At 60.6% G+C, this 13843-nt stretch carries 12 protein-coding genes; 11 read left to right on the forward strand and 1 reads right to left on the reverse strand.

All coding sequences use genetic code 11. The features are described from left to right. Nucleotides 1-3 precede the first annotated feature (3 nt). Genes ACN0WV_RS14845 through dhaL form a run of 3 tightly spaced genes read left to right on the forward strand, consistent with a single transcriptional unit; the run spans nt 4 to nt 4258 of the window. Nucleotides 4-1494 carry a sugar ABC transporter ATP-binding protein gene (locus tag ACN0WV_RS14845; protein WP_084353106.1) on the forward strand — a complete coding sequence of 497 codons (1491 nt, stop codon included), beginning with the start codon at nt 4-6 and terminating at the stop codon, nt 1492-1494. Further along, a complete protein-coding gene (locus tag ACN0WV_RS14850; RefSeq protein ID WP_417606803.1) occupies nt 1487-2485 on the forward strand; it encodes an ABC transporter permease in 999 nt (332 codons plus the stop codon). Before ACN0WV_RS14845 ends, ACN0WV_RS14850 begins: the two co-directional genes overlap by 8 nt. A 3-nt stretch (nt 2486-2488) precedes the next feature. Beyond that, nucleotides 2489-4258: a dihydroxyacetone kinase subunit DhaL gene (gene dhaL, locus ACN0WV_RS14855; RefSeq protein ID WP_235866609.1), complete on the forward strand. Its 1770-nt coding sequence runs from the start codon at nt 2489-2491 to the stop codon at nt 4256-4258. Between the two features lie 51 nt (nt 4259-4309). Here the strand turns inward: dhaL and ACN0WV_RS14860 are convergent, their stop codons facing one another. Further along, nucleotides 4310-5254: a sugar-binding transcriptional regulator gene (locus ACN0WV_RS14860; RefSeq protein ID WP_084353109.1), complete on the reverse strand. Its 945-nt coding sequence runs from the start codon at nt 5252-5254 to the stop codon at nt 4310-4312. Between the two features lie 404 nt (nt 5255-5658). On the opposite strand from ACN0WV_RS14860, the gene ACN0WV_RS14865 reads away from it, so the two are divergent. From ACN0WV_RS14865 to ACN0WV_RS14900, 8 genes are all read left to right on the forward strand, one after another. After that, nucleotides 5659-6657 (forward strand): LacI family DNA-binding transcriptional regulator, encoded by a 999-nt coding sequence (locus ACN0WV_RS14865; RefSeq protein ID WP_084353110.1) that lies wholly within the window; start codon nt 5659-5661, stop codon nt 6655-6657. Between the two features lie 87 nt (nt 6658-6744). Next, nucleotides 6745-7539 (forward strand): 6-phosphogluconolactonase, encoded by a 795-nt coding sequence (locus ACN0WV_RS14870; protein ID WP_417606804.1) that lies wholly within the window; start codon nt 6745-6747, stop codon nt 7537-7539. After that, on the forward strand, nt 7532-8311 hold the full coding sequence (locus tag ACN0WV_RS14875; protein WP_084353111.1) for a sugar isomerase domain-containing protein: 780 nt from the start codon (nt 7532-7534) through the stop codon (nt 8309-8311). The genes ACN0WV_RS14870 and ACN0WV_RS14875 overlap by 8 nt, the downstream gene beginning before the upstream one ends. After that, nucleotides 8308-9456, forward strand: a complete 1149-nt coding sequence (locus ACN0WV_RS14880; protein WP_084353112.1) for an N-acetylglucosamine-6-phosphate deacetylase — start codon at nt 8308-8310, stop codon at nt 9454-9456. Before ACN0WV_RS14875 ends, ACN0WV_RS14880 begins: the two co-directional genes overlap by 4 nt. Further along, entirely contained in the window at nt 9453-10766 is a 1314-nt protein-coding gene (locus ACN0WV_RS14885; protein WP_417606806.1) for a hypothetical protein, read from the forward strand. Before ACN0WV_RS14880 ends, ACN0WV_RS14885 begins: the two co-directional genes overlap by 4 nt. A gap of 13 nt (nt 10767-10779) precedes the next feature. Beyond that, nucleotides 10780-12048 (forward strand): extracellular solute-binding protein, encoded by a 1269-nt coding sequence (locus ACN0WV_RS14890; protein ID WP_417606808.1) that lies wholly within the window; start codon nt 10780-10782, stop codon nt 12046-12048. Nucleotides 12049-12110: 62 nt separating this feature from the next. Then, complete coding sequence (locus tag ACN0WV_RS14895) at nt 12111-12998, forward strand: carbohydrate ABC transporter permease (RefSeq protein ID WP_084353114.1); 888 nt, start codon at nt 12111-12113, stop codon at nt 12996-12998. Nucleotides 12999-13000: 2 nt separating this feature from the next. After that, nucleotides 13001-13837, forward strand: coding sequence for a carbohydrate ABC transporter permease (locus ACN0WV_RS14900; RefSeq protein ID WP_084353115.1), 837 nt, complete (start codon nt 13001-13003; stop codon nt 13835-13837). The last annotated feature ends 6 nt before the right edge of the window (nt 13838-13843 follow it).

Genomic DNA, 13843 nt, shown 5'->3' on the forward strand with positions numbered 1-13843 from the left:
GCTATGGCCTACCTGGAAGCCCGTGGTCTTGGCCGCGACTTTCCCGGCGTCACTGCGCTGAACGACGTGGACATCGATGTCGAATCCGGTCGCGCGCACGTCCTGGTCGGTGAAAATGGCGCGGGGAAGTCCACCTTCGTCAAGCTGGTCACCGGCACTGACCGTCCCAGCCGCGGCCAGATCCGGATTGATGGCAAGGACGCGGCAGAGCATCCGGACCTGTTTCGCTATATCGCCTATGTGCCGCAAGAACTGAGCCTGTTTCCCCACATGAGCGTAGCCGAAAACCTGCTCATGCCGTTTCACGCGTCGGGTCATCGCGGTCTTGTGCGGCGTCGCACACTGGAGGCCAAAACACAAAGCTACCTTGATCGCTTCGGAATCGCGGCGAAGCCCTCCGATCTGGTGCGTAACATTTCGGTGCCCGATCAGCAGCTGCTTCAGATCGCGCGGGCCTCGACCAATACCGACATGCGCGTGCTGATCCTGGACGAGCCGACCTCTGCGTTGACCCCTGTAGAGGTCGAGCGCGTATTTCGTGTGGTCCGCGATTTCCACGAACGCGGTATCGGCGTCGTCTTCATCAGTCACAAGATGGACGAGGTCTTTGACATCGGTGACGACTATACCGTTCTGCGCAACGGGAAAAAGGTCGATGCCGGGCAGTTGGCCGACGTGGATGAAGATCGGCTGATCCGCGCCATGTCGGGACAGAAGCTGGAGTTGGGAACGATGTTCCGGCCCAAGGTCCCACGCGGCAAACCATTGCTGACGGTCACGGGCTTGTCGGGCCGTAAATTTGACGACGTGAGCTTTACGCTCGACCGTGGCGAAATCCTGGGCTTTGCCGGGCTTGTAGGCTCTGGCCGGTCGGAGATCATGCAGACGATTTTCGGCTTTCTCAAGGCACGCGGCGGTCGGGTTTCCCTGGATGGTGCCGACTGGCCGCTTGGCGACACGACGAAAAGCGTAGCAGGCGGGATGCTCTATCTCTCGGAAGAGCGCAAGCATCACGGCATTTTCCCGCATCTTTCCCTGCGCGAGAATATCGGCCTGTCGATCACCGATCTCACGAATTCGCCGCTGGGGATTAGCGCGGCGCGGGAACGTGCTGCGGTTGACGACATCATAAAGGATTACGAGATCCGCACTGCAAGCCGCGAGAAGAAGATCTCCTTCCTGTCGGGCGGCAATCAGCAAAAGGCGATTATTGGCCGCGCCATGGCGATGACGCCGAAAATCCTGATTTTCGACGAACCCACCAAGGGCATCGACGTCCGGACAAAGGCGCAGATCTACAAGATCATGCAGGGTCTCGCCGAACAGGGCATCGGCATCATCCTCGTGTCCTCGGAGATGGACGAGCTGCGCAAGTGCGCCAGCCGCATCATCACCATGCATTCCGGCCGGATCACCGGCGATTTCGACAGTGCGACGGCTGACAGTGAACAGTTGGTCGGTGCCATTTTCGCAACGGAGACAGAACATGTCTGACTTACAGAAAACTGCGCCCGGACAGGGCCGCGAGGCCGGCGTCATGCGCGCGTTGTTGCAGCATCCGATCCTCGGGGTCTTGTCGGTGCTGGTGGTGATCTTTGTCGCCTCGGCGCTGCTCTCGCCCTATTTTCTGACCCCTTATAACCTAAGTGTCGTGGCGCGCGGGTTGGCGTTCGTGGCGCTGGTCACCATCGGGCAGGCATCGCTAATGATCCTTGGCGAACTGGATCTGTCCTTGGGAACAATCGGCGGGCTGAGCGGCATCCTGACCGGCATGTTGATGGTGAACGCCGGGATAAACCCGTGGCTTGCCATCGTGATTGCCATCAGCTTTGGCGCGGTACTAGGCTTTATCAACGGTATTCTGACCACCAAGCTCCGGCTGCATTCGCTGGTGTTGACCATTGGCACCGCCGGGATATACGGCGGCGCGATCCTTGTGCTGACACGCGGCGTCGCGATCACCGGCATCCCGCGCGAAATTCAGTTCCTTGGGCGCGGGACACTGCTGGGCGTTCCCATGCCTTTCATCATCATGCTGGTGATGCTGGTGCTTGCGGCTTTCCTTACGATCAAGACGCCCTTTGGGCGCTACATGTATGCGATCGGCAACAACAGGGACGCTGCGCGGATGCTGGGCATCCCCGTAGACCGTATCCGTGTGCTGGTTTTTGTGATGGCCGGGGCGCTGTCGGCCATGGCAGGTGTGCTGTTGGTCGCCCGACTGGGCACGGCACAGCCTTCCATCGGCGATGCCTGGGTACTTGGCCCCATCGCAGCCGCGGTGATCGGCGGCGTCGCCACCACCGGAGGTGTCGGCATGATCGCCGGCGCGATCTTCGGTGCCGGTATCATCGCGATCATTGAGAACATCATCGTGCTTTTTGGCGTGTCGCCCTACTGGCAAGGCATCGTCAGCGGTGCCATCGTGGTCATCGCCATATCCTTCGACGCAATATCGCGGCAATGGCTGCGCAAAGAATCCTGAGAGATGAACGTTATGACATCGAAAACCCGAGCCAAGAAGCTCATCAATGCCCCTGAAGACATCATCACGGAGGCGATCGAAGGCATGGTGTCCGCTCATCCGCACTTGTTGCGTGTTGAGGGGGCGACCGGTCGGGCGGTCGTCGCGCAGGACGGCCCGCGCGACGACAAGGTCGGCATTGTGATCGGCGGCGGATCCGGGCATGAACCGGCCTTTGCAGGCTATGTCGGGCGTGGCCTGGCGGATGCCGCGGCGGTTGGCAACGTCTTTGCGTCGCCGTCGCCCGAGCAGATATTGGACGCGACCCGCGCTGCGAATGGCGGGGTCGGTGTGGTGTATCTGTATGGAAATTACACCGGCGATGTGATGAACTTCGACATGGCGGCCGAAGAAGCCGCCGGCCTCGGCATCGAATGCAGATCAGTTGCGGTGGCGGATGATATCGCATCCGCCCCCGCGGCGCGCGCCCATGAACGGCGCGGGATCGCCGGTGATTTCTTCGTCTTCAAGATCGCCGGAGCCGCCGCAGAAGCCGGCCGGGATCTTGACGGCGTTGAGGCCGCCGCACGCGCCGCCTTGGCCAACACCCGCTCTATGGGTGTGGCCTTGACACCCTGCTCTTTGCCACAGACCGGCAAGCCCAACTTCGAGATCGGCGAGACCGAGATGGAGATCGGCATGGGCTTGCACGGCGAGCCGGGCATGCGACGCGGAGACATGGCGCAGGCTGACGCGGTGGTGGACGAACTGATGGCACCCATCATGGCCGAATTGGCCTTCAAGGCGGGGGACGAGGTCGCCGTGCTGGTCAACGGGTTAGGGGCCACGGGCCTGCTGGAGCAGTATATCCTGCACCGGCGCGTGGCAGCCATTCTGGCAGAAGCCGGGATTCGCATCCATTATTCCTGGGTCGGCGAGTATGCCACGTCGCTGGAGATGGCGGGTGCCTCGGTGACGCTGATGAAGCTCGACGCCGATCTCAAGACCTTGCTTGACATGCCGTGCCGGACGGCCGCGCTGACAGTCGGCGACGTGACAGAGCGCGCCCGCGCATCGCGCCCTGATCGGACCGTGGCGGCCGTGTTCGAAAAGAAGGTCGAGACACGCGAAACCCACTTGGCCAAGGATGGACCGATCACGCCGACGATCTTCCGGGCGATGGTCAGCCTCGCCGGAGAGCGCATCGGCGAAGAGGCAGAACGTCTGTCTGCTTTGGACGGCGTCATCGGCGATGGCGACCACGGCATCACCATGGACATCGGCTGGAAAGCCGTGCGGGCGGCGCTTGCACAGAGCCCGGCGGACGAGACCATCGAGACGTCCTGCAAACGGATGGCGAAGGCGTTCCTTGACGCTGTCGGTGCATCCTCCGGGCCGCTTTATGCCACGGCTTTCCTGCGGGCGGGGACGGCGGTCAAGGACCGACTGAACCTTGACGCCGGGGCCATGGCCGCCTGGATCGGGGCCGCCAGTGACGGCGTGCAGGAACGCGGTCGCGCCGCGCCGGGGGACAAAACCATGGTGGACGCCTGGGTTCCGGCTGCCGAGGCCGCGCGCGCCTGTGCAGAGGCGGGTGACGACGTGTTGGCCTGTCTCGATGCGGCCTGCGCCGGCGCCGAACGCGGGATGAATTTCACCCGCGACATCGAAAGCAAACGCGGACGGTCTGCCAAGCTGGGCGCACGGTCCGTGGGACATATTGATCCGGGCGCGGCGTCGACCGCTGTGATCCTCGCGGCCATGCGGGATGCTGCCCGCGACCTTCTGGCTTGAAGCTGTGACATCTGGATGATGTTGAGGGGCGGTCCTTTCCGGGGCCGCCCCTCAACATTCCAAAAGCGCCTGTGCGACCTCTTCGTTCGTCGCCAGACGGTTCACATAGCCCCCCCGCAGGATTGCCCGGATCACCTCTAGCTTGTGCAGACCTCCCGATACCAGCACGGCATGCGGTTTCATCCGTAATTTGTCCGGGGGCAGGGCGATGATCGTTTCATTTATGAAATGGTCGATGGGGCGGCCCTGTGCATCGATGAAACAGCCCAGTATCTCTCCCACCGCGCCGGCGGCAACGATCGTATCGAGGTGATCCTTTATCACGCGAACCTGCGTGAGCGAGCTGGCCTCATCCACCGCCCCGCAGCTGACCATCGCGATGTCGGCGATTTCAGTCCGCGCCAGTACGTCCGTCAACTCATCGATCAGCAGCAGGGCATCACGGGCATCGCGCGACGCGCAGTAAATGGGGGCCGTCAGATAGTGACATTCAACGCCAAGCTGCTGCGCTGCATTCGTTGCCACATCGAAAGAATTCGATCCGGTGGCGCGAGTGATACCACCAATCAGTCCCACGACCCAGCTTCCGTTGCTGGGAGGACCCGCCATCCGGCCCACCGCGTAACTGAGCGTGCGCCCCGAGCCGATGCCGATCCCCATGTCCTGGCCCTTGATCAGCGGGTTCACCATGGTGCCCGCGGCCTCGCCGATCATCCGCTTCTGCAACACGAGGTCTCCGACATCCGGCACGACGACGACATCCTCCAGCCCGTAGCGCTCTGCCACTTTTTCGGCAAGCGCGCGGCAGGCGATAAGCGGCATGTCCAGTTCGATCTTGACCTGGCCCGCGCTGCGCAACTGGCCGATGATCCGGTTGACCTTGAGACGGGTTATGTCAAGCCGATCCGCGATGTCCTTTTGCGTCATCCCCGCAACAAAGTAATACCATCCGACCCGCGCGCGTTCGTCCTGGGATTCAAAGTCGTGGTCGTGCATGGATTTTTGTCCAATCACTGGTATTTGACGGGTTAACTTGTCGAGTAGGCGTAACATCGGCATCTGGTCAACCGAAGATTCGTGTAACATCTGTTCGGAAAGCCGCGCGTCGCATCACCGGCCACTTCACTTGGGGGAAGAGGGTCGGGCCGAGCGTGGCCATCATCGCCATGTGGTTCAGCGGGTTCCGGGCGGTGACGGTCGCCCCATACCTTTGGCAGAGCAGTGTGTTGTTCTTTTGAGCTGTGCGCGAAGTCAGAAGCGATCCACCGCTTTTCGCATCAGCGCAAGATGCGCTCGACCCAACGGCACCGATCTGGCATTGCTGTGAAGGTTAATCCGACGTCATGCCACACGCCCTTGCGACTTGTCGCATTTCGGATGGCCCCAAGGGAAGGAACGACATGGTGCCGAAGCGGCCGGCGATCAAAAGAGTCACGATTCAACAGGTTGCGGAAGCCGCCGGGGTGAATCGTTCCACCGTGTCTCGGGTTTTCAACAATCCCGACATATTGCTTGAAGAAACAGTCCGGAACGTCCGGGAAGTCGCGCGGAAGCTGGGGTATTCGCCCAACGCAGCAGCGCGCGCCTTGCGAACCGGGCGCAACAGCAACATCGCCCTGGTCGTTCCCGATCTGACCAATCCCTTTATGCCTCCGATTGCGCTGGCGGTGCAGAAGGAAGCCGCTGCACGGGGGTATTCGGTGTTTATCGGCAATGCGGATGAAAACCCGAATCAAGAAATGGATCTGCTGAAAAGACTGTCCGATCAGGTGGGCGGAGCAGTTCTGGTGTCACCGCGATCAGACAGCGAACAGATCCACGCGCTCGCAAGTGACATGCCGCTGGTTCTGATCAATCGCGATATTAAAGAGGTGCCGCGCGTGCTGATCGATTCCGGGCAAGGTATGGCGCAGGCCGTGCGCCATCTTGCCCAGCTGGGTCATCGCCGGGTTACCTATGTCGGAGGCCCCGAAAATTCGTGGTCCAACAGCCAAAGATGCGCCGCCGTTACCCATGCAGCGCACGAACACGGCATTTCGATGAGCACGCTCCCCGCCGGGACAGCGTCCTTCGTCAGGGGCGTGGAAATCGTGCCAGCTCTTCTGTCCTGCGGGGCGACCGCCTGTATCGCCTTTGATGACGTTCTGGCACAGGGGATCTGCTACGGGTTGGTCGAGAACGAACTGGAAATTCCCGAAGATTACAGCGTCATAGGCTGCGATGACATCCTCGGTTACCCGATGTTGACCACGGTTTCGGGTCCCGCAGCCAAGGCCGGCCAAATTGCCGTTGATTTGCTGATGTCATCATTGAATACGCCCTCAGAGGAGGATGTGCGTATCGTGCTGGAGACGGAATTTGTTTCACGGGATACGGTCGGCCCCCCAAAATATCGTTGACCGAAACCAGCGGCCTTTTTGAAAATCCAGACGTTGACATGCAATCGATTGCATGGTGTGCTGTCGGGTAACGAGAGGACAAGATTCATGACGATGACAGACCATGTTGCAGATGTGCCGGCCGACCCGGACCGCAAGTTCACTGAAAAGTACTGCGTTGAGATCTATGAAACTCGGACTGACATGGGGCAGGCTGTTGCATCGGATGTCGCAAAACACATGCGCAAGGTTGCCCGGGAAAAAGGCAATGTCCGTATGGTATTCGCCGCGGCACCCAGCCAGTCAGAAATGCTTGCGACCCTGGTGGCGATGCCGGACCTCCCCTGGGACAAGGTCACCGCGTTTCATATGGATGACTATATCGGGCTGGCTGCGGACGCGCCCCAACGATTTGGCAACTGGCTTGAGACGCATTTATTCTCCATGATTCCTTCGGCCACGATTCATCGCATTCCTGCCGAAGGTGAGGCCGAGGAAATCTGCCAGTCATATTCCGGGCTTCTCGGTGCGGAGCCGATCGACATTGTTTGCCTTGGAATCGGTGTAAACGGGCATATTGCCTTCAACGATCCGCCGGTTGCGGATTTCGACGATCCGGCTCTGGTTCGAGTTGTCGATCTCGACGAGGTTTGCCGACAGCAGCAGGTTGACGATGACTGCTTTGATGATCTTGACGCCGTGCCGCAGCGTGCGATCACGCTGACGATCCCGGCGATCATGGCGGGTGAGGCGCTGTTTTGCACGGTGCCGGGCGCGCGCAAGCGAGCAGCGGTGAAAGCCGCTTTGGAAGGGCCGGTCAGCACCGATTGTCCGGCCAGTATCCTGCGCACGCATCCGAACTGCACCATCTATCTGGACCGCGAGGCAGCCCCCCATGGATGACACCGCGCCCATCTCCGCTGACGCCATCTGCGACGGCTATCTGGCCGATGTCATGTCGCTTATGCAGCGTATCCAGAGCGAGGAAAAAGAACCGCTGGACGCGGCTGCATGCCTTATTGCGGATCACATCGCCGAAGATCGGCTGGTGCATGTCTTCGGGCCGGGCGGGCATTCCAATCTGGCAACGCAGGAAGTATTTTTCCGCGCCGGTGGCCTGATGCATATCAACGCCATTCTGGATGAAGGCACGTTGCTTTCGAACGGCGCATTGCGGTCCATGGCGATCGAGCGCACGCCCGGATATGGCCGCGTCGTGATCGAGAACCAGGGGCTTGGCGAAGGCGATGTCCTGATCCTCGTCAACGCCTATGGCATCAATGCGGCGCTGATCGATGCGGCGCTCGTCGCGCGGGAACGCGGCGTCAGTACCATCGGGATAAGTTCGCGGCAGCACGCAGAAGAGACGGCGGCCGACCATCCGGCGCGCCATCCCACCAAACAGAACCTGCATGATCTGGTCGATATCGCGATTGACACCAAGGTTCAGATCGGGGACGCCATCGTCGATATTCCCGGCATGACCGAGCGGGTTTCGGCCGTTTCGACCTACGCAAATGCCACGGCTTTGAACCTGCTGGTGATCCGCACGGTGCTGCATATCCGCGAAAAAGGCATTGAACCCCCGGTCTGGCGCAGCGGCAACGCACCGGGTGGTGACGAGGCAAATCGGAAGTTTCTGGGGAATTTCCGTGGAAGGGTTCGCGCGCTTTGAGACAAGAGGCCACTTACTCCGGCCGCGATTTTCACAGCGGCGAAGGCAGGGCGCTGCATGTGCGTGGGGGCGTGATCGAAAAGATCACGGACTGCGCGGCCGAGGGCCTTCCGCTGCTGTCGCCGGGATTTGTCGATCTACAGGTCAACGGTTTTGCCGGCCATGATTTGAACGACGGTCAGTTGACGCCGGAAACGGTAGAAGCCCTGAGCGAGGCGCTCGCCGCGGTTGGGGTCGCGGCCTATTTGCCGACCCTGATCACGGCATCGGAAACCGAATTGTGCCAGCGTCTGTCGGCCATTCACACGGCACAACAGACCATGCCCTTTTCGCAAGGCATGATTGCGGGTGTTCACGTCGAAGGCCCGTCGATCTCGCCAAAAGACGGACCACGAGGCGCGCATCCGTTGGCGCATGTCCGGCCCCCGTCCATTGAGGAATTCAACCGTTGGCAGCAGGCGTCGGGCGGGCTGGTGCGCATGGTGACCCTCGCCCCGGAGGTCGTTGGCGCCTGTCAGTATATTCAGGCATTGTCGGCAAAGGGCATTTGCGTGGCGCTCGGCCATTGCGATGCGACTGAGACAGACATCGAACGCAGCGCCGCAGCGGGGGCGTGTCTGGCGACCCATCTGGGAAATGGCATTGCCGCAACGCTGCCCCGGCATCCGAATGCGATCTGGTCACAGTTATCAGATGATCGTCTTGCGGCCAGCCTGATCCTTGACGGGCATCATCTGCCCCGCTCCACCGCCCGTGCCATGGTGCGGGCCAAAGGTATCGAGCGGACCATACTCGTGTCCGACAGCGTGAAATTCGCTGGAATGCCCGCAGGTCGTTACACCTCGCCGATCGGCGGCGAGGTCGACGTTGGTGAGGACGGCCGGGTTTCCATAGCCGGCACCGCGTATCTTGCCGGCAGTGGGTCTTGCCTGCTGGACATCATTTGCCGCTACCAATCGTTCACCGGGTTTCCGACGGCAGAGGCCCTGACGATGGCCACGACCAATCCGGCCCGGATGATCGGGCGCAATGCGGCGCTGGCCCCCGGCGCGCCTGCCACTTTCCTGCTGCTGGATACGACTGAAGCCGATACAGCGGTGCGTCCCGTTGAGATCCTGCACAATGGCGCGAGTGTTCTGCCATGACGATGGTTGGTGCCTCCGTTGTCGAAATCACGCCGCCGGGTGGCGGTGCCATGGCCGGTTTCGCGGCCCGTCTGTCCGGTGCCCAAGGGCACCATGATGCGCTGACGGTGCGGGCGTTGGTGGTAGATGATACTGCGCTTGTAACGGTGGATGTGATCGGCATCGATGCGGGTTTGTCTGCCCGCGTTCGCGCGCGCAGCCCGCTTCCGGCAGCAAATATCACGATTGCGGCCACGCATACGCATGGCGGCCCGGTCTCCATGCCCGGCCGCCTGTCGATCCCGGCGGATCCTCTGTACCTCCAGCAGATGGAGACCGCCATTCTGAACGCGATCGAGCAGGCCGCCGATGCGCGCGCGCCAGCCCGCCTCTATGGCGGTTCCGGGGAGGAGCCGGGATTTGCAATCAACCGGCGGCACACGGGTGGCCCGGTGGATCGCGGTGTTCCGGTGATGCGGTTTGATCGGATGGATGGCCCCACTATTGCCCATTTCGTTTCCTACGCGTGCCACCCGGTCGTGTTGGGCGCGGACAATCTGCTCTGGACTGCGGATTACCCGCATTTTGTGCGGGCGACCCTGGAAGACGCCTGTCCGGGGTCTGTCGCGTTGTTTGCCACCGGCTGCGCGGGCGACGTGAATACCGGGCACAGTGCTGCGGCATCGCTTTCGGCTCAGCGCCAGGCTGATCGCACTTATGCGCAGGCCCAACGAATTGGCGAAGGCGTGGCGCGATCCGCCCTATCAGCGGATATGACAGAACTGTCCGGTCCGATAGGCAGCGCGGAAGCCTTTGATGACCTCCGGTTTGAAAGCCGCGAAAGCAGTGCCGGGGCTGACCTTGCCCGCACATGGAGGGCGGCGTCCCGCACCCCCGGCGATATCCACGACATCTGGGCAAATTGGGCCGAGAACAAGATGGGCCGCGATCTGGATCAGATCCCCGCCCGGTGCACCGCTTTGCACTGGTCCGGTGCCCGGATCATCGGCCTGCCTGGCGAGATCTTCGCACAGACGGCGCTGGATCTGCGTCATGCTCTGGGTGATGGTGGCCCGGTCCATATCCTTGCCTATGCCGACGACAACCCCGGCTATATCCCACCGCAAGAAGAATATGCCGCGGGCGGATACGAGGTGGACGAGGCCCACAGGTTTTACGGAATGGGCGCGTCAATCGCGCCCGGCGTGGCGGAGGCGTTGTCGAGTGCAGCACAACGTGCCGCCGAGACGGCGGCGGCGCTTGCGACCGCACAAGACTGCGCACCCAAAAAGAAGTCCAACATGAAGGGAAATCAAGATGCCATCACATAAGAGATACGGCCCCTTGGGGAAGACTGTCACACTTTCGGCAGGCCTGATGCTTGCCGGTTCCATTTCGGCACAGGCACAGGATATTGTTGTCTGGGGCGGCTTTCCGGAACTGACCGATTATTATGAACGCGTCGCCGAAGGGATGAGCGACGACTATCCCGATCTCAATGTTATCGTCGAACCCATCGGCCTGCGCGACCATGAGAAACGTGTCGCCCTTGCCCTGTCTTCGGGGCTGGACGATGCGACGGTGCTGGAGCTGATAGGTTCTACCGCAAATCGTTATATCGTGAACGACCTGCTGCCACCGGCGCCGTCCGGCGTTGCCGATTTCGTGAATGACGGCGAAAATTTCGAACCCTTCTTCCGCGACACCGCGACGGTCGATGGCTCGGTCTACGGCGTTCCGCTGTTCCGCGGTCAGGGTGCCTTGTTCTACAACACCGACATGCTGGCCGAGGCCGGTCTGGACGGGCCGCCGACCACCATGGAAGAATATGACGACTATGCGGCAAAGCTGACGCAGCGGGACGAGGGCGGAACGCCCACCGTGTCGGGCTGGTCGCTGCGCCTGTCGGGTGGCGGGGCAGGCATTGCCGAGAAATTCTGGATCAACATGCATCAGCACGGCGGCTCTGTCCTCGAACAGGTTGGCGACAAATACCGGGCCGGTTATGCCAACGAGGCAGGGCTCGCGGCACTTCGTCAGTATGTCAACGCGGTCAGCGGCGACAAGACCGTGTCCATTGACATGCCAGCTGACGCCGCCGCGTTCCAGCGTGGCCAAACGGCCATGTTCATCCGTGAAAGCTGGGTCATCGGGGATACAGAGAAAAAGGCCCCCGATCTCAACTACGACACAGCCCTTCTGCCGCGCGGGTCCATCGCGTTGCCGGTAAACCTGTATGTCTCGGGCGGTTCCGACAAGGCACAGGAAGCGGCCTGGGCTTTCGCCATCGAAGCCAACAAGCCGGAACACTTGATCTGGATGCTGGACAATGTCGGTTGGCTGCCCAACCGGGTGGGCGTCGATTACAGTGGCGTCATCGAGGCCAAGCCGCAGTTTTCGGCATTCGTTGACCTGCCGGAAGATTACGAGCTGTTCACCTTGCCCTCGATCGAGCCGATCAACGAGATCCTGACCCGCTTTGCCGCCAAGCTGACAGAGGCGTTCGCGGACCCGTCTCTGGCCGGTGATGATGAAGCGATAATGGCCATTCTGGAATCTTCAGCCGAAGAGACCAATGCGATCCTGGATCGTGCCGGCATTCTTGCCGAGTAAAAGACTGAAATGACTGCCCGGCACCTTGGCGTGTCGGGCGGTGCGAACGCAAAAGGCTGGCCATGTTGAGACGCAAAAAATTCCTGTTCGCGATACTGGCGATCATCCCGACCTTCGTGATCTTCGGGTGGGTGCGGATGTTTCCGATCATCGAAACACTTCGGCTCAGCATGTACGATTGGAACCTGTTGTCGAAGAACAAGACCTTCGTCGGGTTTTCCAACTTTTCGCAATTGTTCCGCGACGATCAGTTTCTTGACGCGCTGACCAATACCGCAATCATTGCATTCGGGGCCATGGCCGTCACGATCCCTGTGTCGATGGCGCTGGCCGGTGTCATCTATCACCGAACCCGCAGCCGGTTTGCCGGGTTTTACGAGACCGCGGTCTTTATTCCGCATGTCGTCTCTCTGGTGCCAGCAGCGATGGCCTGGAAGTGGATTTTCGACGCCAAGCTGGGTCCGTTGAACGCAATCATCATGTCGCTTGGCGGCGAGGCACAGGCCTGGCTGTTCGATCCTGTGCTGTCGGTAATCTGCATCATCCTTTTGGTGTCGTGGCAAACGCTGGGCTACGCTGTCCTGATCTATCTGGTGGGTTTCAGGAATCTTCCGAAATCCGTCTACGAGGCCGCACGGCTTGATGGTGCGAGCGGCATCCAGTCATTCCTTTTCATGTCGGTGCCACTGCTGAAGCCGATCACGCTTTATGTTTCGGTTGTGACGCTTATTTCCGGCTTCAACGTCTATGCGCAAGCTTATGTTCTGGCTTCAGATACCCAGGGCGCGCCGGGCAGGCTGGTCCGGGTTCTCGTGCTCGATATGCTTGAAAACAGCTTCCAGAATTTCCGTGTCGGCTATGCCGCGGCCGAGGCCGTGATCCTGCTGTCCATCGTACTGGTCCTGACGGCGGTTCAATTCAGTCTGCTACGACAGAAAGGGGGGAACTGACCATGTCTGCCAAAGCCCGCACACGCCGTTCGAACTTCCTGATCGATGTTGCGTTGTTTTTCATCTGCGTGGCGCTTCTTCTGCCGCTGATCATGCTGATTGCCAACGCGTTCAAGACACCGGCAGAGATGCTGCAATGGCCCCCGACATTGCTGCCCCGAAACCCCACGCTGGACAATTTCGTCACGGTCTTTACCGAGACGCCGCTTTTGCGCTGGATGTTCAACAGCTTTGCCTTTGCCTCCTTGTCCATGATTGCCATCGTCGCAACATCGGCACTGGCGGGCTATATCGTGGCAAAGTTCCCGTTCAGATCCATCAACGTGATCTTTATCCTGTTTCTCACGACGGCGATCATTCCCTTCGAGGTTTACATGATCCCGCTGTATTTTCAGGTAAAGGCGCTGGGGTTTCTGAACTCGATCACCGGATTGCTGATCGGTTATCTGGTGATGAGTTTCGGGATATTTCTGATCCGTCAGAATGTCATCGCGTCGATCCCGGACGAACTTCTCGAAGCCGCCCGGATCGACGGTGCGGGTGAATTCTGGATATTCACGCATATCGTTCTGCCGCTATTGCGCGGACCGCTGGCGGCACTGGCCGTGCTGGCGTTCTTTCAGGCCTGGACAGCGTTTGCCTGGCCCATCATCACCCTGACAAGAAAGACGGCCTTCACCATCGAAGTGGGGCTCGCGAATTTCCAAAGCGCCTACACGGTCGAGCTTTCGCTGCTAAGTGCAGCCTCTGCCGCCGTCATGGTGCCGTCGGTGCTCGCCTTTGTCCTGCTGCGCCGCAACTTTGTCGAAGGCATTGCCGCAAGCGGGATGAAAGAATGAAACCCG

This window comes from Primorskyibacter flagellatus, assembly GCF_048268605.1.
Taxonomy (GTDB): domain Bacteria; phylum Pseudomonadota; class Alphaproteobacteria; order Rhodobacterales; family Rhodobacteraceae; genus Primorskyibacter; species Primorskyibacter flagellatus.